The following is a 20,266-nucleotide window of genomic DNA, read 5'->3' as shown; positions in this document are numbered from 1 at the left end:
ATTGGAGGTTTTTTTCATGACGGGTTTTCTTGCTGTCTCTGGCCATTCCTTTACAAAAAACTCCCCTTGCCAGATGAGGGGAGCAGTTCATTTTCATTTTTTTTAGTCAGGCCTTTTTTACAGGGGCAGCAGAAGGAGCAGAAGCCGCAGGTTCCATTTTGACCAGCGCCTGGCGGATTCGATGACCGGCGATGCGTTTGATCTGCACAATCAATGGTCCAATCTTGACTTCCAATTGGCTGCCATCTTCGGGAATATACCCAATGCTGCCCAATACATAGCCAGAGAAGGTTTCAAAATCATCCAGTTCAAGGGGAATGCCAAGCGCTTTGGCGACATCTTTCAGATTGGCTTCCCCTGCAATGCGCCAGACACCTTTGGGCAGTTTGACAATTTCAGCCTGTCGTTTTTCTTCTTCTTCCGACAGTTCGCCAAAGAGTTCTTCAATAATATCGTGAAGCGTCACCAGGCCAACAACCCCGCCATATTCATCCAGGACAATCGCAATGTAGGTCCGGCGGTTTTTCATGATATGAAGCAGCTCGTCGGCAGTAGTGTTTTCCGCCGCAAACAAGGGCTTATCCACGCAGTGTTCCATAATATTCTTCTGGCCAAAGCCATGAAGGCGGAAGTAGTCACGGGTATCCAGAACACCGATGATATCATCGCCGCTTTCGTTGGTAATGGGGTAGAACGTATGGCGGTTGGCCTGAATGACCTGTTTCCATTTGGCCGGATCATCTTTCATGGAAAGACAGACCATTTCGGAGCGATGGGTACAAATCTCATCGAGGGTGGTTTCCCCTAAATCCAGCGCATTTTCCAGTACTTCGCGCTGATCTTCATAATCCTGTTTGGCCGCTGGATCAAGCAGCAGATCGATTTCATCCTGTTCGTTGGCAGGGGGTTCCACCAGCCACCAGGTAAACAGAAACCGGAAGCAGGCTTCAAACCCATCACAAAAGCGCTTGGGCAGCGGATGATATTTGAAAAAATGAAGCACGAGCCAGCCGACCAGAAGACTGGCCGCGAAAATGATTCCAATTACAGAAAGCAGACTGAGAGGCAGTTCGACAAGTTTGGCCAGGCCAAAGGCAAGCAGAATGGATCCCAGCCACTGGCCAAACAATCCAATATATAAGTCCATTTGAAGCTCCTTGAGGGTGGCATGCAGGGATGACCACACGGCCAGGGAAACCATGCCCACAAGGTAAACAGCAATGGAAGCAATCACCAGATTCATAAAGTGTCCTTTCCATGTTGATGGATCTGGAAGACCATCCGATCGGTCGTTTCTTCGGCTTTTCAGATTGTTTTGATTGAGTTCAGATCCAATTGTTTTTGTCTGTTGGAGTTATTATACGAAATTCAGGACCGGATAGAACTAAGACCGACCGTCTGGCTGACAGGGATGAAAAAAAGCGGGGAATTCCCGCTTTATGTATCAAATATTAACTGTTTAATATCATCCAGTGTCTACAGATCCTAGCGCTTGAGCTGAATCTGAACCTGACTGGAATTGAGATCAAGAGTTGGCGTAATGATCGCCTGGATAGAATCTTTTGCTTTGTGGCCGAAATGTTTAAGCAGTGTCTGCCGGGTCACAATCCCAATAAAGATATCGCGGTCATCTACCACCGGAACATAGTTCTGGTGAAGAGACTGATTGAGCAGATCATCCAGCTCAATGTTGATATTGACAGCCGGCATGAAGTTCGGGCGGATCAGATCTTTAACAGTCGTATTGGACAATACACTGGCATCTGAACCATGTTCGAGAATATACCAGAGAAAGTCACCTTCACTGACTGATCCAACATATTCGCCCGCTGCATTGATGACTGGAACCGCTGTAAAGCCATGTTTTTTCATCAGGTTCAGCGCTTCAGAAAGCGAAAGGGATTCATAGTAAAACTGCAGGTCTTTCTTGAATTTTAAAAAGAATACAACGTTTTCGTTCATAGAATTCCTCTTTTCATCTTCTATTGTAGACAAGACTGGCGGAAGAATTAACAGCTAAATATGGGAAAGCGACCAAATAAGATTAATGTTTTCTAAAATTGAAACCGCTTTTCTGAACTTTTAATGAACGTTTCATCACGATATTTACATTTAAAACTATTCATGATCTGCTATATGAACAGAAAGTGAAGAAAGTTAAAATAGATCAGGGAAAAGAAGCAAAGCTGCATCTTCGCTTCTTGGAATGACAGGCTCAACGGATCTTTTTTGCCGGAGGAAAATCAAGAAGTGCAACTTGAGGCGGCAATAAAAGATGCGGTGATAAAAAAGATGGCTGACAAAAGCCGGCAGTCTGAATTTTCCCTGAATCTCAATTTGTCAGGAAAGGAATTTGGATATGAATGCAGTATTGATTGTGGATGAGCGCAATGGTCTGGCTTTCAATCACCGCCCGCCCAGCCGGGATGGCGCATTGATGGAAGATCTGAAAACGCAAATTGACGGTCCTTTATATGCGACAGACTATTTTGGCCGGATGGCCAGCCGGTATGGTCTGGACGTGTGTGAAGAGCAGCCGGAAAATGATGAAGACTGGGTTTTGTTTGATCATGACCCAACGCCCGAAGAGGCAGAAAAAATCAATAAAATTATCCTTTACCGGTTCATGGATGTGTATTATCCGGCGGATGAAAGGCTGAACCTGGATTTGTCTGATTTTACGATCGAAGAGGAACTGAGTTTTGAAGGAACATCACACGATGAAATTGTGCGGGAGGTGCTTGTTCGCAATGCGGTCTGAACGACCAATGTTTAAAAAAGGACTCACTGCGCTGCTGGCTCTTGGGCTGATTTTCAACCTGAGTGCCTGCTCCAGCAAGTCCGCCAACCATTCAACCCCACCAACTACCCCGCCTGTTTCGCAGACAACGGAAGCTGCCCCTCCAGAATCGAGCAGCCCGTCTGCCCCATCTGATCTTCCTTCGGTTGAATCCACCGATCAGGCCCCGATTGCTCAGACAACACCGGGTGCTTCGGGTCCGCTCACTTTAGAGCAGATTCCGCCCTATTCGGGAGCACCCTATATCGCCGTTCATGATAACGTTCCATATTTTGATGCCAACGAAATCACGAGTGACGCGTTTGCCCAGTTCTTTGATCTGGACAGCCTTGGCCGGGTCACATTAGCGTATGGAAGTCTTGGTCCGGAACTTCTGCCGGAAGGAAAACGCGGAGATATTTCCGGCGTTCAGCCAACCGGCTGGGTGCAGACTCCTTATGATTTCATCACGGATGGCGGCTATCTTTACAACCGCTGCCACTTAATTGCCTGGTCTTTATCCGGGCAGAATGACAATCCGAAAAACCTGATGACGGGCACCCGCGCTTTCAATATTGACGGTATGACCCCATTTGAAAACATGGTCCGTGACTACATCAAAGAAACGGGCAACCATGTCATGTATCGGGTAACGCCAATGTTTTCCGGCAATGATCTCGTGGCGCGCGGCGCTTTGATTGAAGGGTATTCGGTAGAAGACCAGGGAGAAGGGGTTGAGTTCTGTGTCTATGCCTACAATGTCCAGCCAGGGGTAGTCATCGATTACGCAACAGGAAACAACCAGCCCGGCGACCCCACAGCCAGCCAGGGCACACAGGCCGCCGATCCAAACGTGGCCAACTATGTACTCAATACCAGCAGCCACAAGTACCATCGTCAAGACTGCCCGAGTGCAGCCAATATCAGTGCGGAAAACCGCCAGGATGTGACGATGACCAAAACGGAAATCGAAGCCATGGGCTATGAACCATGCAAACGGTGCAACCCATAGTCTTTAGAGATTCGAATTCGTCTTTAGAGATTCGAATCGAAAACGTTTGATCAGCAGATTTATATCAGCAGATTTAAAGAAATAAAAAATGACCCCCTCGAAAAGAGACGTACAGCCATAGGACGGCAGGTTTCTTTTCGAGGGGGTTTTTCTTTGAAAAATGGGGCAGAGAAAAAGGATCAGGCTGTCTGGCGGGCAATCAGCACGGGATCGACCTGGATATGAACAGGTGCATTGGTGTTTTGCGGTCTTCTTTGTTTGGATTGATGAATCTGTTCAAGAAGAATGCCCATAGCTTTTTCAATCATTTCTTCTTTTTTCTGGGCGACAGTCGTGATGCCGACAATTGCTTCGGCAGAAGCAGCTGTTCCATCAAAACCAATGAGTTTATAGGTATCGGGAAGGTGACCGTATTTGCGGATAATCTGATTTAAGAAGAGATTGGCATAGGTATCGTTGGCCAGAAAAACACCTTTGATTGTGTCTTTGTCAAAGCGGCTTTCGATTTCTTCAAAGACCAGTTTGAAGTTTTCCTGGAGTTCATGATAGGAACTTCCACCTTCAAATTTATAGATCAGTGCTTTTTGGCCATGCTCTTTCAGATAGTCTTCAAAGCTGGTAATCCGCTGATAGGAAGGGGCTTCGGGATCTACATCTATATTGATATGGATATAGTGATCGCATTTGTCTTCCAGAAGCCGCTTTGCCGCTAAGCGCCCGCCAACTGCGTTATCCGTATCAACACTTGAAATGGCTTTGGCTTCCCGCTCAATGGCAACGACAGGGATATTCAACTCGGCAAGTTCCTGGCTGGGCAGAGAAGATGACAGTACGATCAGGCCCTCGATCTGGTAAGCCAGCAGTTCATGAATGTATTTGCGATCGGCTTCAGGACTGGAGTTGCCGGGAAAAACAATGAACTTAAAGCCATATTTTTCATAGGAAGCCAGAATCAGATCTAGCATTTCTGCATAGTAATTGAGATACAGATTGGGAATGAGAATGCCGATAAATTCGCTCTGGCCGCTGGCCAGAATTTTTCCGAGTTTATTCTCCTGATAATTCAGATCTTTCAGCGTTTTTTGAATAATCTCCTGGTTTTCCAGGGTCAGGGAATCCGGGTTGTTGAAATAACGGGAGATGGTGGTTTTCGAAAAGCCGGTATATTTAGCGATATCCGCGAAGGTTACTCTTTTTTTCATCAGAAACTTCCTTTCATTGGGGGGGGAACTCTATGTTTTCCGTTTTATTTTCATAGGCAGGATTCAATATGCTTAGAGTAAGCGCAAATCCCTTAAAAATCAATAATAAATTAACCGGTTATCTTTATTTAGATAAAGCAAAGTGACCGGTTACACAAATTTGAGAAAAATTCGTTTTCCCTCTTGACGCCCGCCACTGAAAACCCTATCATCTAGGTAAAGTAACCGGTAACTTAACCGATAACTTGACCGGTAACTTTCAAAGGATACAGAGGAGAAGTTATGAGAAAACGATTGAAAGTTTTATCGTCAGCCCTGCTTGCTTCAAGCCTTTTATTGAGCGGATGTTCGTCAAAAAAGGTCGAGCCTGGCAGCAAGCCTGGATATGACGAAGGGGAAGAGTATTTAAGCATGTGGGTTCATGTGATTGAGGATACCGATGAAGGTCGCGCTTATCGGCAGTCGGTGAATGAATTCAATGAAAAGTATGATGGACAGTACTTTGCGGATGTGGAATTTGTTCCCCGCAATGATTCCGGCGGCGGATATTCTGACAAGATCAATGCTTCGGTCATGTCCGGCGATCTGCCAGATGTACTGACGGTCGATGGACCAAACGTAGCGGCTTATGCGGCCAATGGCATCATCCAGCCATTGAGTGAGCTGAGTGAGGAAGAAACCTCCATCTACTTGCCCTCCATTCTTGATCAGGGAACCTATGATGGAAAACTCTACGCCCTGGGTGCCATGGAATCCTCGGTTGGGATGTATTACAACAAAGACATTCTCGAGAAAGCCGGTGTGGAAGTTCCAGATGGGGATCACCCCTGGACCTTCAGTGAATTTCTTGATGTGCTTGAAAAGGTAAAGCCAGTTACAGATGAACTGAACGGATACCCACTGGCCATGTCCTTTCCAGTGGGTGAAGCGACCATTTACTATTACGCGCCATTTTTCTGGTCGAATGGCGGTGACTTCGTCGATGAAACGGGCCTGGAAGCAGAAGGATATTTCAACAGCGAAGCCAACAAAGAAACGCTCGACTATTTCAAGACTCTGGTCGATAAAGGCTATATGTCCAGTGTTGAAATTCCGGATCTGTTTGAAAGCGGACGGGCAGCCTTCAAATTTGATGGAGCCTGGGAAGTGAACTCGATTTACAGCAACTATCCGGAGATCAAACTGGGGGTCGCTCCGTATGTCGTTGGCGATCACTGGAATGGGGAACGATACACGCCAACTGGATCCTGGGCCTATGCCGCAAGCAGTGCCACCAAAAATCTGGAAGGAGCAACCAAGCTTGTCCAATACATGAGCGGCGTGGAGAGCGGGAAAACGCTCAATGAATTGACCAATTCTCTGCCATCCACCTATGAGGCTTTTGATCAGACAGAGATTTTCTCAACCGATGAAAACTACAAAGCGCTCTATGAGCAGTTATCCAAATACGGTCATCCGCGTTCCATTACGCCAGCCTATCCACAGGTTTCCACCAGTGTACAGCAGGTTCTCGAAAATACTGTCATCTCGGGCCATGATGCTCAAAGTGAGCTTGATAAAGCAGTGGACAAGATTGAAAACAAGCTCAAGCGCTATGCCAGCTGAGAAATGGAAATCCAGAAACTGGATGCCAGATTTAAAACGATTTGAGGTAGAAAAATGAAAAAGAAAACGCAGTCGTTAATGGGAATGGCGTTTTTTGGGCCCGCGCTGGTCTTACTTGCCGTTTTCCTGTTTATTCCGATGATTTTGACTTTGATCTTCAGTTTTACCGATTTCTTCGCGCTCAACCCAAGCCTGACTCATTTTACCGGCTTGGATAACTATATTGAGCTGTTCAAAAACGAAGAATTCGTTCTTGCCTTCTGGAACACGATCAAGTTTGTATTGATCATTGTCCCTTTCCAGTGCGGCGGCGCCTTGGGGCTGGCCTTGTTGATCAATAAGGTCGCCTATTGCAAGAAGTACTTCAAAGTAGCTTTCTTCATTCCGGTTGTCATGTCACTGGCCGTTGTCTCTAATTTATGGATTCAGATCTATTCGCCAGAAGGAATTCTCAATGCCCTCCTGTCTTTATTTGGCATTCCGGCTCAGCCCTTTATCCATTCGGCCAGCCAGGCGCTGCCTTCAGTTGCCTTCATGTCCGTATGGCAGGGGGTCGGCTATCAGATGATTATCTTTCTGGGTGCGCTGCAGGGCATCAATCCAGCTTTATATGAGGCAGCGGATCTGGATCAGACCAGTGCCTGGCGAAAATTTGTGGACATCACGCTTCCGGAAATTAAACCAATCTGCGTGTTTGTTTTTATCACCGTTACAATTGGAGCTTTCAGAATGATTGTTCAGCCGATGGTTATGACCGGCGGCGGACCATCCATGTCGACTTACACCGTTGTGTATGACATTTACCAGACGGGTACCGTGAACTGGGAAATCGGTATGGCCAGCACGATGGCGATGGTTTTTGCGGCTTTTGTCATGCTGCTGACCGCCATCCAGAACAAATTGACTGCTGATAAAGAAGGAGCAGTTGAATCTCCAAAGAAAAGACTTTTCCGGTTTGGAAAAACATTAGAAGAAGACGAGGAGGCTTCCTATGTTGAACAAAGCACAGAAGCGTAAACAGATTGTTCTGACCGTACTGATGATTGCGGCTTCATTGCTCTTTCTGTTTCCTGTGATCTGGCTGATCTGCAACTCTTTTAAGACAGATGCGCAGATTACGGCGGATATGAATACCATTCATGCGTTCATGCTGCCTGGATGGAATGAAAACTTTTTTAAAAACTACACGGATATTCTGTTTGGCACCAAATTTGTCCGCTATGTCGGAAACACCTTGTTGTATGCAGCCGTTTTGATTGTTCTTGGCATTATCATAAATGGTCTTGCCGGCTATGCACTGGCCAAAATTAAATTTCCGGGTCGGGACAAGTGGATCATGATCATCCTGCTTTTAATGATTGTTCCCATGGAAACCATCATTACGATTCACTTCCTGTTTATTGCCAAGATGGGACTGCTCAATACGGTGATCGGCTATATCCTGCCCGGCATCGTCAACCCCTTTAACATCTACCTGTTCCGGCAGACCTTCCTGGCTTTGCCTGACGATGTATATGAAGCTGCCCAGCTCGATCACTGCTCCCCGATCCGTTATTTTTTCACGATGGTTCTGCCGATGAGCAAGAGCGTCGTGGCTACGGTAGCTGTCTTTACTTTCCTGGGTGTCTGGAACGACTATCTCTGGCCATCCTTAGTCTTTACTTCTGGAGATCTGCTGACCGCTCAGATTGGTTTGAACGCGATTACCTCCAATGACAATGTAACAACCGGCATGACGCTGGCCGTGATCACGATGATCACCATCCCTGTAATTCTTATCTACGCATTCTTCTCCAAACAGATTGTTGAAGGCGTAACGACCACTGGTGGAAAGGAAGGTTAATTCTCATGGCATTCATTGAACTCAAAAACATCGACAAACGATATAAAGGAAACGAAAAAAACTCAGTGACAGATTTCTCGCTTGAAATTGAAGAAGGTGAATTTGTCGCTTTCGTTGGACCTTCCGGCTGTGGCAAATCCACTACGCTGCGCATGATCGCTGGTTTTGAAGAGATTACCAGTGGCGATCTGTACATTGATGGCAAGAAAATGAACGAAGTAAAACCTGGCGATCGCGGAATCTCCATGGTTTTCCAGAACTACGCGCTCTATCCGCATATGACTGTGGAAAAAAACATCTCCTATGGTCTCAAAAATATGAAAGTGCCAGCGGACGAAATCAAAAAGAAAACAGACTGGGCGGTGGACATTCTCGGCCTGGAAGAATACCGCAAGCGCAAACCGAAAAACCTCTCTGGCGGCCAGCGCCAGCGGGTGGCCTTAGGTCGGGCAATCGTGAAAGATTCCAAACTCTTCTTGATGGATGAACCATTGTCCAACCTGGATGCCAAACTGCGCGTGTCCATGCGCAACGAAATCTCCCAGCTGCACAAGAAACTGAAAAACACCACGATTTACGTCACCCATGACCAGGTTGAAGCCATGACGATGGCGGATCGCATCGTTTTGATGAAAGATGGCGTGATTCAGCAAGTCGGCAAGCCGATGGATCTGTATGAACATCCGGATAATGTCTTTGTGGCTGGTTTTATTGGCAGCCCGCAGATGAATTTCTTCCCGGTTCAGATTGATGGCCATACGCTGATTTTTAAAGATGGCCTGAAATATGAACTGAATCCTGAGCAGGCCAGACTCTTAGCTGGCAAAAAAGAAGCCATCATGGGGATCCGTGGTGAAGATATCAAGTTCTCTGATCTGTACATCAGTCAGGATCCTGAAAATCTGATGCAGGCCGTCATTACCAATACGGAAGTCATGGGCAATGAAAATAACCTCTATTTTGATCTGGCAGGTCAGGATGTGGTTGCCCGTGTGGATAAATATGAAATCTGCCATGAAGGTGATAAACGAAACTTTGTTTTTGTCCCTGAAAAAATGCATTTCTTTGATGCGGCGACCGAGAAAGCGATTGTCTGAACAGGAACTTTACAATGACACCAGAAGTAAACTTTGAAACAATGACCGAATTTAAACCGACGCCAGAATTAAATCAGGCAAGAAATTTTGAAATCGAACATCGTACTCCAGCAGATAGACAGCCGGCATTTCATTTCACTCCGGCTGTGGGCTGGATGAATGATCCCAATGGATTTTCAGTCTACAAAAAACAGGTCCATCTGTTTTACCAGTATCACCCCTATTCCAATCAATGGGGGCCGATGCACTGGGGCCATCAGGTCAGCAAAGACTTGATCGTCTGGAAACAAAAGCCGGCTGCCCTGGCTCCCGATCAGCCTTTTGACAAAGATGGATGCTTTTCCGGAAGTGCTGTGGAAAGTGAGCAAGGGCATGTGCTGATGTATACCGGATGCGCCAATGGAAAACAGAATCAGTGTCTGGCCATTGGTGATGGCCAAAACTATGCCAAATTTGAGGCCAATCCTGTTTTATCCCAAGTCAATCTGCCAAAAGGATATTCGGATGTGGATTTTCGCGATCCGAAACTCTGGAAAACAGGCACGACCTGGTATCTGGCAGCCGGAATCCTCAATCCTGAAAAGAAGGGAGAAGTGATTCTGTTTTCAAGTCCCAATCTGAAAGACTGGACATTTGAATCCATTCTGCTTTCTTTTGATGGAACCAATGGCAAAATGCTGGAATGCCCCGATGTCTTCCTGCTGGATGACCAGCCCATGCTGATCTGCTCCCCACAAAACATGCATGCCCAGGGGTATGAATTTCATAATGGTCATAACAGCGTCTATATTCCAGGGCGCTTCAATCAAAGTCTGGAATCTTCCCGGTTTTTCCAGAAAGAGGCCAGGCAGCTGGATTATGGACTGGATTTTTATGCTCCACAGACCACGCTTTTAGAAGATGGGCGTCGGATTCTGATTGGCTGGATGTCGTCCTGGAATTCTCCGATTCTTTGTTCCAGACAGAACTGGACATCACAGATGACCCTGCCACGGGAATTGTCTTTCAAACAGGGAAAACTGATCCAGAAGCCGATTCGCGAAATTGAAAACTGGTACAAAGAAACGAGCCATATCGACAATGTCCATCTGGATGGAACATTTGAAGACAACCGGATGAGCGGCCGGTATTTGGATGCGACACTTCAATTTTCAAACCCGGCTCATCACTTCGCCATAGATCTGGCCTGCGATGAAAACCACAAAACGACTTTTACGATTGATGCCTCAAAAGGCTGGATGGAAATGGATCGGACGTATTCCGGCATGGAAGAGGATTGGGTCACGGTCCGCAAAGCAGCTCTTCCTGAAAGCGGTGTCGATCAGCTTCGAATCATTATGGATCTTTACTCGGTTGAAATCTTTGTCAATCAGGGAGAAATGGTCCTTTCCACCGTTATTCCCACCTTGCCGCAGGCAGATCGGATTGTACTGCATGGCCAGGATGAAAATCTGACCATCGACTTTCATTCCATGGATGTAGAAAAGCTCCATCAGGAAAAGTTAAAGAACGATCTGGACGAAACCTGACGATTTGTGGAGCGATTGAAAAGAGGGCAATGACGATTTCAGTAATGATTTCAGTAATGATTTCAATGCGGATGAACAAGAACAGCTGGTTTTTACAAACGCAATCCGATTCAGGAAAGGAAATTCGCTAAATTGAAAGTCTTACATTCTTGAAAAAAACAACCTTCACAATCATCGGATTCTGACAAAAACTCCCGTTTTTTCGGGAGTTTTTGTTCGTTCAAGATACCGACAAACGGATATCGATCAAAGAGTCGCAGACAGGTTTCGAAAGAATCTTGTTTTTAAGGTTGGCTATGCTACAATACTGAAGATTTAGATGTCTGAACATCAGGGAGGAAAGCAGATGAATAAAAAATCGCTGTTAACCATGAAGGATCTCTCCAATGCTGAGATTCTCGATTTACTCAATGATGCGAAGGCTTTTTCTAGTTCTCATTCAGATTGGCAGTTACCTGTTTCGAATCAGGTTCTCACTGCTAATCTTTTTTTTGAGCCTTCGACACGTACGCACTACTCATTTCTGAGCGCCGAAAAGCAGCTAGGACTGCCGACGGTTGACTTCAATCCGGAAACATCTTCTTTAACTAAAGGAGAAACGCTCTATGATACGGTCCGGACCTTTGAAGCGGTCGGCTACAAGCTGCTGGTCATCCGCCATCCGCAAGACGACTATTTCAAAGAACTCGAATCGATTCAGGTCCCGATCATCAATGCCGGGGATGGAAAGGGCAATCACCCCAGCCAATGTCTGCTCGACCTGCTAACGCTCTATAACGAATTCGGCCATCTTGATGGCCTGAATATCCTGATCTGCGGCGATGTTGCCCACAGCCGCGTTGCAGCCAGCGATAAAGAAGCCCTCGAACGCTTTGGCAGCACCGTTCGCTTTGCCGGACCGAAAGAATGGGAGCGTGAAGGCTATCCATTCTCTGATTTCGACGAAAGCATTGAATGGGCGGATGCCATCATCATGCTGCGCATCCAGTGGGAGCGGGGAGCCAAGCTGGAAAGCCTGGAAGGAAAAGATTACCTCGAACAGTATGGACTGACCAAGGAGCGCTATGGGCGCATGAAAGAGCATGCGATTGTGATGCATCCAGCCCCCGTCAACCGTGGTGTGGAAATTGATACCGATCTGGTAGAAGCGCCCAAAAGCCGCATTTTTGAACAGATGAAAAACGGCATGCTGGTGCGCAAGGCGATTGTCAAACGCGCTTTAGGACTGCCGCCTTTTGGAAGGAGCAAAGCCTGATGAAAACATTGATTACTAACGTCCGTATTTTTTATCACCACGCCCTGCAGCCTGCCGAAATGCTCTTTGATGAAAACGAAATTCTGGCCATCGAAGAGAAAATGGATCTGGAAGCGATGAGCCTGGATCCAGAAGATGTTCAGGTCGTTGATGGAAACGGTCTTGCTTTACTGCCCGGTCTGGTGGATACCCACGTTCACCTGCGCGAGCCAGGCCATAGTGAAAAAGAAACCATCGCCACGGGAACAGCCGCTGCAGCCGCCGGCGGATTTACCACGATCTTTGCGATGCCAAACGTTCTGCCTTTTCCATCGACTCCAGAAGTGATGAAAGACTATCTGGCGCTGATCGAAAAAGACAGCCGCATCCGTACTATTCCATTTGCGACGATTACCGTGGATGAAGCCGGGGCCAAGCCAGTGGAGTATGCAGCCATGAAGAAAATGGGGATTACCCGCTTTTCGGATGATGGCGTGGGCGTGCAATCGGAGGCCATCATGAATGAGGCCATGGAAAAAGCCGCCCAAGCTGGTGTTCTGTTTTCCTGTCATACGGAAGATATGAACTACCGTCATACGGGGGCAAGTGTCCATGCGGGGAAAATGGCCAGAGAAAAGGGCTGGATCGGCATTCCAAGTGAATGCGAAAGCGAACAGCTTAAACGCGATCTGCGGCTGGCCGGCAAGCATGGCCTGCGCTATCATGCGGACCACATCTCTGCCAGACAAAGCGTCAGAGCCCTCCATGCGGCCAAGGAGATGGGCTATCCAGTCAGCGCTGAAGTGACTGCCCACCATCTGCTGCTGGAGGAAAAGGATGTACAAGGCCCAAACTGGAAAATGAACCCTCCGCTGCGCAGCCACGAAGATCGCATGGCCTTAATTGAAGGGCTGGAAAATGGCGATCTGGATTTTATTGCCAATGACCATGCGCCCCATACCGCCGAAGAAAAGAGTCGTCCAATGGATAAGGCGCCCTTTGGCATTGTGGCTTTGGAAACAGCTTTTCCACTCTTATATACGGAATTTGTCCACCACCAGCAACGCTGGTCACTGCGCCAGCTGATCGAGTGGATGGCCGAAAAACCTGCTGCAGCCTTTGGCCTGGAAAAAACCGGAAAACTGGAAGTCGGCTATCGTCCGGATTTTTTCCTGGCCAATCTGGAAGCCGACGAAGTGATTGATCCCGAGAAGTTTTTGTCTCAGGGACACAACACCCCCTTTGCCGGCTGGCCAAGCGTGGTTTCTATTGAGCAGACCTGGGCCAATGGGCGCCGGGTGTTTGAAAGAAACCACTAAAGGGACTGGGCGTGCACTGTTTCTTAACCGCAAATATACAGAGTGATCCAAAACAGGACAGAAGAATGATCGTCTTTTGAGACGGATCCTTTGGATCCGGTTCAGGACGTACAATAGAAATACCCGGCTCAATTCTGAAAACTGGCAGGGTATAAATGACTACAGCTTTCAATCGCAAAACGAAGGAGGAACCGTATGGACAGACTGCTTGTACTGGAAGATGGAAGTGTATGGAAGGGCAAAGGCTTTGGCTCGGACAACTTTCGCGTCGGTGAACTGGTGTTTAACACCTCAATGACTGGCTATCAGGAAATTCTGACCGACAATTCTTACTGTGGACAGATCATCATGATGACCTATCCACTGATTGGCAACTATGGCATCAACCGTGACGACTGGGAAAGCATTGAAACCGCAGCGTTCGGTCTGGTGGTCAAAGACTTATGTGAAAACTATTCGAACTGGCGTGCTGATGAAACGCTTGATGCTTTCTGTAAATCCCAGGGGATTCCAGGCATTTACGGCGTCGATACCCGGGCGATCACCCGCCGGATTCGGGATAAAGGAACCATGAGAGCAATCATGGCCAATGCCGATGCAAACGTGGACGCTCTGGTGGCGATGCTTAGGCAGAGTGAACCGCTGCACGATCAGGTGCGCCGCGTTTCTTCGACCAAACTCTACTCCGTGCCAAACCGTGGACCCAAAGTTGTGGTTATGGATTTTGGATGCAAACTGAGCATTATCCGCGAACTGTCTGAACGCGGCTGTGACATCGTGGTCGTTCCCTGGAACACCGATGCCAAGACAATTTTAAGTTTCCGTCCTGATGGCGTGATGCTGACAAACGGCCCTGGTGACCCGACGGATGTGCCAGAAGCCATTGAAACGATCCGCAGCCTGATTGGCCAGGTGCCGATTTTTGGCATCTGCCTGGGCCACCAGCTGATCAGTCTGGCGTGCGGGGCAAAAACGTACAAACTGAAATTCGGTCATCGCGGCGGCAACCATCCGGTTGTGGATCTGCGCGACGGCCATGTGGAAATTACCAGCCAGAACCATGGCTATGCGGTGGATGCCGATTCTCTGGAAGGTACTGATCTGGTGATGACCCATCAGGCGTTAAATGATAAATCCTGCGAAGGGGTTGCCCACACCAAATATCCGGTGTTCAGCCTTCAGTTCCATCCAGAAGCGAATGCCGGCCCGAATGATTCCAAAGGAATGTTTAATGAGTTTGTTGAACTGATCAAAAATGAGAAGGAGAAGAAGAATGCCTAGAAGAGAAGACCTGAAAAAAATTCTGGTGATCGGTTCTGGTCCGATTGTCATCGGCCAGGCTGCTGAATTTGACTACGCCGGCACCCAGGCGTGCCAGTCGCTGCGTGAAGAAGGCTATGAAGTCATTCTGATCAACTCCAACCCGGCGACCATCATGACCGACTCCGTTGTCGCTGACCAGGTGTATATCGAGCCGATCACGCTCGATTTTGCCAAACGCGTTATTTATAAGGAAAGACCAGATGCCATTTTAGGCTCTCTTGGCGGCCAGACCGGTCTGAACCTGGTTGTTGAACTGGCTGAGGATGGCATTCTCGATGAATATGGTGTCGAAATCCTGGGTACAGATTTGCATGCGATCAATCGCGCTGAAGACCGCGAACTCTTCCGTGCCCTGATGCGCGAAATCAATGAACCGGTTCCGGAAAGTGACATTGTTCACACGGTTGAACAGGCGGTTGAGTTTTGCGAGAAGCAGGGCTATCCCGTGGTGGTCCGTCCGGCCTATACCCTGGGCGGTACGGGCGGCGGTTTTGCCAACAATGAACATGAGCTGCGCAAAATCTGCGATGCCGGCCTGAAAATCTCTCCGGTTCATCAGTGTCTGATTGAACAGTCGATTGCTGGCTGCAAAGAAATTGAATACGAAGTCATGCGCGATGCCAATGACTCCGCCATCGTTGTCTGCAACATGGAAAACGTCGATCCGGTCGGCATCCATACGGGGGATTCCATCGTTGTGGCTCCCGTGCAGACTCTGACCGATCGCGAAAACCAGATGCTGCGTTCTGCATCCTTAAAGATTATCCGTGCCCTGAAGATCTGCGGCGGCTGCAACGTCCAGCTCGCTCTGGATCCAGAAAGCTTTAAATACTATGTCATCGAAGTCAACCCGCGTGTATCCCGCTCCTCCGCGCTGGCCAGTAAGGCCACCGGCTATCCAATCGCCCGGATTTCCGCCAAACTGGCTGTTGGCCTGACCCTCGATGAAATTCTTAACCCGATTACCCGCACTTCTTATGCCTGCTTTGAGCCGGCGATTGACTACGTGGTTTCCAAGTTCCCACGCTTCCCATTCGATAAATTTGCCAATGCGGACCGTCGCTTAGGCACTCAGATGAAGGCCACGGGAGAAATCATGTCCATTGGCCGGACGTTTGAAGAATCCTTCTTAAAAGGCATCCGCTCGCTGGAGATGAAAGTCGACCATCTGGAGATGAAAGAAATGGCAGACATGAGCCAGGATGAGCTGATGGAGCTGATCAAGAAACAGGATGACCGCCGTATTTTTGCGATGGCGCAATGGATTCGCAACAGCAACGCTCCAATTGAAGAAACCATTGAAGAATTATTTAATGTAACCAAGATTGACCGCTTCTTCCTGTATCACATTGCCCATGTTCTCCATCTGGAAGAAGAGATGAAAGAACATCCAATGGATGTAGACGTTCTGCGCACGCTCAAACAGAATGGCTTCTCGGATTCCTACATTGCCCGAAACTGGAACACCACACCGAAAGCGATTTATGATCTGCGCCACGAAGCGGAAATTGTCCCGGTTTACAAAATGGTAGATACGTGTGCTGGCGAGTTTACGTCCGCAACTCCATATTTCTACTCGACTTACGAGCAGGAAAATGAATCGATCCCAAGCCAGAACAAGAAAATTGTTGTTCTTGGTTCCGGTCCAATCCGGATTGGCCAGGGCGTCGAGTTTGACTATGCCACGGTGCATTGCGTTGAGACGCTGCGCAAAGCCGGCTATGAAGCCATCATTATCAACAATAACCCGGAAACTGTCTCTACCGACTTCTCGATTTCCGATAAACTGTATTTCGAACCCCTGACCACTGAAGATGTCATGGAAGTCATCGATCTGGAAAAACCGGAAGGTGTTATCGTTCAGTTTGGCGGGCAGACGGCCATCAACCTGGCTGCTTCCCTGGCCGAACATGGCGTTAAGATTTTAGGAACGAGTCTGGAAAGTATTGATAAAGCGGAAGACCGTCATGAGTTTGAAGCGATGCTCCATGAACTCAACATCCCGCAGCCCCAGGGCGAGACCGCACTGACGGTTGAAGAAGCTCTCGAAATTGCCAGCCGGATCGGATATCCGGTTCTGGTTCGTCCTTCCTATGTATTGGGCGGTCGTGCGATGCAGATTGTCCATAACGATGATGAACTGCGCGTTTACATGGCCAACGCCGTTAAAGAAATCTCCCATGATGCCCCAATTCTGGTCGACAAGTACATCGTCGGCAAAGAGCTGGAAATTGATGCGATTGCGGATGGCAAACATGTCTATATTCCAGGCATTATGGAACACATCGAACGCGCTGGTGTTCACTCCGGAGACTCGATTTCCGTTTATCCGCCGCAGACGATCAGCGATGAAGTCAAGGCAACCATCATCGATTATGCAACCCGTATCGGTGAAGGTTTTGGGTTCATCGGACTGTACAATATTCAATTCATCGTCGATCATAACAATCAGGTATATGTTCTGGAAGTTAATCCACGATCCTCAAGAACCGTGCCCTTCCTGTCCAAGATTACGGGAGTTCCGATGTCTCACATCGCCGCGATGGCTGTTTTAGGTCATTCGATCGAAGAGCAGGGATACACGCCTGGCTATCGTCCAGAAGAAAAGAACCGGGTGTTTGTCAAAGCCCCAGTCTTCTCCTTTGCCAAACTGCGTTCGGTCGATACTGTGCTTGGGCCGGAAATGAAGTCGACCGGTGAAGCCTTAGGTTCTGATGTGAACCTGGAAAAAGCCCTGTATAAAGCCCTGGTGGCCGCCGGCATCAAAGTCAGCCCGCATGGCAATATCCTCTTTACGATCGCTGACCGTGATAAAGAAGAAGCTCTGCCGCTGGCAAAACGGGCTGCCAACATTGGGTATGGTTTGTATGCAACGCATGGAACAGCCGAATTCTTCCGCGAAAACGGCCTGTTTGTCCATGAAGTGGCTAAGATCGAAGAGGAAGGCAACCTGCCAACGGTTACCGAGATCATCCGCGATGGCAAAGTAAACTTTGTCGTCAACACGATGAGCCGGACTTCCCGCAAAAACGAAGATGACGGCTTTATCATCCGTCGTGTCTCTTCGGAAAATGGCATCTTCTGTATGACCGCACTGGATACGACCAACGCATTGATGAAGGTTCTTGAGTCACTTTCTTTCTCGATGATTTCCATGAACGAGATGGGGAAATAAAAAACTATGAAATTATCCAACGCAAAGATTCTTTCCAACACGCCCATTGCCAAAGATGTTTACCGGATGGAACTCGCCTGCGACTTTGCTGGTGAAGCCAAGCCTGGACAGTTTGTCCAGGTCGGGCTGCCCGGCTATGAAGTCCGTCGCCCGATTTCCATCTCGTGGGCTGGTCCGGATACAATCCGGCTGGTCTATAAAATCATGGGCAAAGGCACTGCACTGATGAGTACGTTTGAACCAGGCCTTGAATTATCCGTGCTTGGTCCGCTGGGCACAGGTTTTCCAATCGTCAAACGCGATGAGGTCGTTTTGCTTGGGGGCGGCGTTGGTACACCGCCAATGCTTTTAACCGCCAAAGCGTATCTGGATGCCGGCGTGAAAGTGAATGTCGCGCTTGGTTTTAATACCAAAGACGAAGTGTTCTACGCCAGTGAATTTGAACAGTTAGGCATCACGCCGATTATCTGCACCATGGATGGGTCGGTCGGCGTCAAAGGCACCGTACTCGATGGCCTGAAAGCGAACAATATCGACTGCCCATTTGTTCTGGCCTGTGGTCCGCTGCCGATGCTGCGCGCGATCCAGAACACCTATACAGAAGGATACATTTCCTTAGAATCCCGCATGGGCTGCGGTTTTGGTGTCTGCCAGGGCTGCGTGCTTGTGGATAAAAATGGTATGCCGGTCCGTGTATGCAAGAATGGGCCTGTCTTCCCGATTGGAAAGGTGGTCTTATAATGGATCTGTCCGTTTCTTTACCAGGTCTGAACCTGAAAAACCCGATCATTCCGGCTTCCGGAACCTTTGGATATGGCCGTGAATTTGCGATGATCTATGATCTTGGTGTTTTAGGCGGCTTTGTCACCAAGTCTGTTACGCTCGATGCCCGCATCGGCAACGCCCAGCCGCGCATTGGTGAAGCCCCCTCCGGCATGCTCAATGCGATCGGCCTGGAAAACAAAGGGGTTGAATTTGTCCGGCTGCGTGAAGTTCCATTTCTGGAAAAGCAGAACACGGAGGTCATTGTCAGCATTGCCGGCAGTTCAGTAGAAGAATATGGCGAAGTGGTTTCGCATCTGACTGGCTTGGACTGCATCAAGGCCTTTGAGCTGAATATTTCCTGCCCGAATGTTGCGCATGGCGGTATGGCCATTGGTACGGATCCTGAAGCTGTTGCCATGGTCGTCCGGATGGTCAAACAGGTGGCGGACAAACCTGTCTATGTCAAACTGTCTCCAAACGTCACGGATATCGTCAAAATTGCTCAGGCTGCAGAACAGGCTGGCGCAGATGGTCTGGTGCTGATTAATACCCTGATGGGCCTGCGCATGGATCTTCGCACCGCCAAGCCACTACTCGGTAACGTTACCGGCGGTCTGTCGGGTCCTGCCATTAAGCCGATTGCGCTGCGCATGGTGTACCAGGTCGCTCAGAATGTCAATATTCCAATCATTGGCTGCGGCGGTATCAGCAATGCCGAAGATGTTCTTGAATTCCTGTATGCCGGAGCCAGTGCTGTTGAAGTGGGCACTGCCAACTTGATTGATCCATGGGCCTGCCCGAAGATCATTGACCAGCTGCCGGAAGTCCTGGCGAAATACCGCCTGAACTCCGTCCAGGAAGCCATTGGCAAAGCACTGCCCAAAAAAGCATAGAATTGACGAATAATTCATAAATACTGGGATATTCGTCTGCCTGACGAAAAAATAAAACAACCAGAAAAGGGGTTGTAAGGATTTAAATATCCGTTACAGCCCCTTTGTTGTAGTCTTCAGAAAAGTGGATAACAGTACCATCGGCGATTTTTGCCTGAGAGAAAGCGATATCTCTGGCCTTTGGGAATGCTGAGGGGCATTGAAAAGTGCAGAGCTGCTTTTGCAAAAGTCAGGAAGAGCGTGAATTGAATTTCTGGTCTGGACAGGCTCCTTCTTTGGCTGTATCGACATCCTTCTTTTTCAAGAGAATCTGTTTGGTGAATTCTTTATGGGTGAGGGTGATGGTTGTGGGGGATGGTTATGGATATTTTTCAGCGGCGAGAACCTTTCTTCGAGGATTCCCGCCGGACTCTGGAATTTTCAGTGAGGATTTCAGGATGGCAACGCCTTGCATCTGTGTCGAATCCGCCCAAAACAGATTCAAAATGAG

The 20,266-nt window shown here is 48.3% G+C and carries 16 protein-coding genes; 13 read left to right on the top strand and 3 right to left on the bottom strand.

What is annotated here, in order from left to right; all coding sequences use genetic code 11:
- Positions 1-106: 106 nt before the first annotated feature.
- Together U4956_RS05975 and U4956_RS05970 are read right to left on the bottom strand one after the other, a co-directional pair.
- Positions 107-1,243, bottom strand: a complete 1,137-nt coding sequence (locus U4956_RS05975; protein WP_323089649.1) for a hemolysin family protein — start codon at positions 1,241-1,243, stop codon at positions 107-109.
- 242 nt (positions 1,244-1,485) lie between these two features.
- Complete coding sequence (locus U4956_RS05970; RefSeq protein ID WP_323089648.1) at positions 1,486-1,962, bottom strand: CBS domain-containing protein; 477 nt, start codon at positions 1,960-1,962, stop codon at positions 1,486-1,488.
- Between the two features lie 397 nt (positions 1,963-2,359).
- On the opposite strand from U4956_RS05970, the gene U4956_RS05965 reads away from it, so the two are divergent.
- Positions 2,360-2,761, top strand: a complete 402-nt coding sequence (locus tag U4956_RS05965) for a hypothetical protein (RefSeq protein ID WP_323089647.1) — start codon at positions 2,360-2,362, stop codon at positions 2,759-2,761.
- Positions 2,751-3,791, top strand: a complete 1,041-nt coding sequence (locus tag U4956_RS05960; RefSeq protein ID WP_323089646.1) for a DNA/RNA non-specific endonuclease — start codon at positions 2,751-2,753, stop codon at positions 3,789-3,791. Before U4956_RS05965 ends, U4956_RS05960 begins: the two co-directional genes overlap by 11 nt.
- 179 nt (positions 3,792-3,970) lie before the next feature.
- Here U4956_RS05960 and U4956_RS05955 read toward each other — a convergent pair whose 3' ends face one another.
- Positions 3,971-4,993, bottom strand: a complete 1,023-nt coding sequence (locus tag U4956_RS05955; protein WP_323089645.1) for a LacI family DNA-binding transcriptional regulator — start codon at positions 4,991-4,993, stop codon at positions 3,971-3,973.
- Between the two features lie 282 nt (positions 4,994-5,275).
- Between U4956_RS05955 and U4956_RS05950 the strand changes: the two genes are divergently transcribed.
- The 11 genes from U4956_RS05950 to U4956_RS05900 all read left to right on the top strand — a co-directional run bounded on the left by U4956_RS05950 (position 5,276) and on the right by U4956_RS05900 (position 19,776).
- The gene (locus U4956_RS05950) at positions 5,276-6,598 is read left to right on the top strand and encodes a sugar ABC transporter substrate-binding protein (RefSeq protein ID WP_323089644.1); all 1,323 of its coding nucleotides are present in this window, start codon (positions 5,276-5,278) and stop codon (positions 6,596-6,598) included.
- Positions 6,599-6,652: 54 nt separating this feature from the next.
- Positions 6,653-7,615, top strand: coding sequence for a sugar ABC transporter permease (locus U4956_RS05945; protein WP_323089643.1), 963 nt, complete (start codon positions 6,653-6,655; stop codon positions 7,613-7,615).
- Positions 7,590-8,441 (top strand): carbohydrate ABC transporter permease, encoded by an 852-nt coding sequence (locus tag U4956_RS05940; protein ID WP_323089642.1) that lies wholly within the window; start codon positions 7,590-7,592, stop codon positions 8,439-8,441. The genes U4956_RS05945 and U4956_RS05940 overlap by 26 nt, the downstream gene beginning before the upstream one ends.
- 5 nt (positions 8,442-8,446) lie before the next feature.
- A complete protein-coding gene (locus tag U4956_RS05935; RefSeq protein WP_323089641.1) occupies positions 8,447-9,538 on the top strand; it encodes a sn-glycerol-3-phosphate ABC transporter ATP-binding protein UgpC in 1,092 nt (363 codons plus the stop codon).
- A 14-nt stretch (positions 9,539-9,552) separates the two neighbouring features.
- Complete coding sequence (locus tag U4956_RS05930; protein WP_323089640.1) at positions 9,553-11,067, top strand: glycoside hydrolase family 32 protein; 1,515 nt, start codon at positions 9,553-9,555, stop codon at positions 11,065-11,067.
- 346 nt (positions 11,068-11,413) lie between these two features.
- Entirely contained in the window at positions 11,414-12,322 is a 909-nt protein-coding gene (locus tag U4956_RS05925; protein WP_323089639.1) for an aspartate carbamoyltransferase catalytic subunit, read from the top strand.
- The gene (locus U4956_RS05920; protein ID WP_323089638.1) at positions 12,322-13,620 is read left to right on the top strand and encodes a dihydroorotase; all 1,299 of its coding nucleotides are present in this window, start codon (positions 12,322-12,324) and stop codon (positions 13,618-13,620) included. Before U4956_RS05925 ends, U4956_RS05920 begins: the two co-directional genes overlap by 1 nt.
- A 195-nt stretch (positions 13,621-13,815) precedes the next feature.
- Positions 13,816-14,901 (top strand): glutamine-hydrolyzing carbamoyl-phosphate synthase small subunit, encoded by a 1,086-nt coding sequence (carA, locus tag U4956_RS05915; RefSeq protein WP_323089637.1) that lies wholly within the window; start codon positions 13,816-13,818, stop codon positions 14,899-14,901.
- On the top strand, positions 14,894-18,118 hold the full coding sequence (gene carB / locus U4956_RS05910) for a carbamoyl-phosphate synthase large subunit (protein ID WP_323089636.1): 3,225 nt from the start codon (positions 14,894-14,896) through the stop codon (positions 18,116-18,118). Before carA ends, carB begins: the two co-directional genes overlap by 8 nt.
- A gap of 6 nt (positions 18,119-18,124) precedes the next feature.
- Positions 18,125-18,859 (top strand): dihydroorotate dehydrogenase electron transfer subunit, encoded by a 735-nt coding sequence (locus tag U4956_RS05905; RefSeq protein WP_323089635.1) that lies wholly within the window; start codon positions 18,125-18,127, stop codon positions 18,857-18,859.
- Positions 18,859-19,776 (top strand): dihydroorotate dehydrogenase, encoded by a 918-nt coding sequence (locus U4956_RS05900; protein ID WP_323089634.1) that lies wholly within the window; start codon positions 18,859-18,861, stop codon positions 19,774-19,776. The genes U4956_RS05905 and U4956_RS05900 overlap by 1 nt, the downstream gene beginning before the upstream one ends.
- The last annotated feature ends 490 nt before the right edge of the window (positions 19,777-20,266 follow it).

The sequence above is a fragment of the Allobaculum sp. JKK-2023 genome, assembly GCF_034745455.1.
Lineage (GTDB): Bacteria > Bacillota_I > Bacilli_A > Erysipelotrichales > Erysipelotrichaceae > Allobaculum.
The sequence above is the reverse complement of the archived record's forward strand: the minus strand, read 5'-3'. Positions and strand labels throughout refer to the sequence as shown.

Coding starts and splice junctions, on each gene's coding strand:
- U4956_RS05960 (WP_323089646.1), top strand. CDS start 2,751: ATGCGGTCTGAACGACCAATGTTTAAAAAAGGACTCACTGCGCTGCTG.
- U4956_RS05905 (WP_323089635.1), top strand. CDS start 18,125: ATGAAATTATCCAACGCAAAGATTCTTTCCAACACGCCCATTGCCAAA.
- carA (WP_323089637.1), top strand. CDS start 13,816: ATGGACAGACTGCTTGTACTGGAAGATGGAAGTGTATGGAAGGGCAAA.
- carB (WP_323089636.1), top strand. CDS start 14,894: ATGCCTAGAAGAGAAGACCTGAAAAAAATTCTGGTGATCGGTTCTGGT.
- U4956_RS05930 (WP_323089640.1), top strand. CDS start 9,553: ATGACACCAGAAGTAAACTTTGAAACAATGACCGAATTTAAACCGACG.
- U4956_RS05940 (WP_323089642.1), top strand. CDS start 7,590: ATGTTGAACAAAGCACAGAAGCGTAAACAGATTGTTCTGACCGTACTG.
- U4956_RS05900 (WP_323089634.1), top strand. CDS start 18,859: ATGGATCTGTCCGTTTCTTTACCAGGTCTGAACCTGAAAAACCCGATC.
- U4956_RS05950 (WP_323089644.1), top strand. CDS start 5,276: ATGAGAAAACGATTGAAAGTTTTATCGTCAGCCCTGCTTGCTTCAAGC.
- U4956_RS05945 (WP_323089643.1), top strand. CDS start 6,653: ATGAAAAAGAAAACGCAGTCGTTAATGGGAATGGCGTTTTTTGGGCCC.
- U4956_RS05925 (WP_323089639.1), top strand. CDS start 11,414: ATGAATAAAAAATCGCTGTTAACCATGAAGGATCTCTCCAATGCTGAG.
- U4956_RS05970 (WP_323089648.1), bottom strand. CDS start 1,962: ATGAACGAAAACGTTGTATTCTTTTTAAAATTCAAGAAAGACCTGCAG.
- U4956_RS05965 (WP_323089647.1), top strand. CDS start 2,360: ATGAATGCAGTATTGATTGTGGATGAGCGCAATGGTCTGGCTTTCAAT.
- U4956_RS05920 (WP_323089638.1), top strand. CDS start 12,322: ATGAAAACATTGATTACTAACGTCCGTATTTTTTATCACCACGCCCTG.
- U4956_RS05935 (WP_323089641.1), top strand. CDS start 8,447: ATGGCATTCATTGAACTCAAAAACATCGACAAACGATATAAAGGAAAC.
- U4956_RS05975 (WP_323089649.1), bottom strand. CDS start 1,243: ATGAATCTGGTGATTGCTTCCATTGCTGTTTACCTTGTGGGCATGGTT.
- U4956_RS05955 (WP_323089645.1), bottom strand. CDS start 4,993: ATGAAAAAAAGAGTAACCTTCGCGGATATCGCTAAATATACCGGCTTT.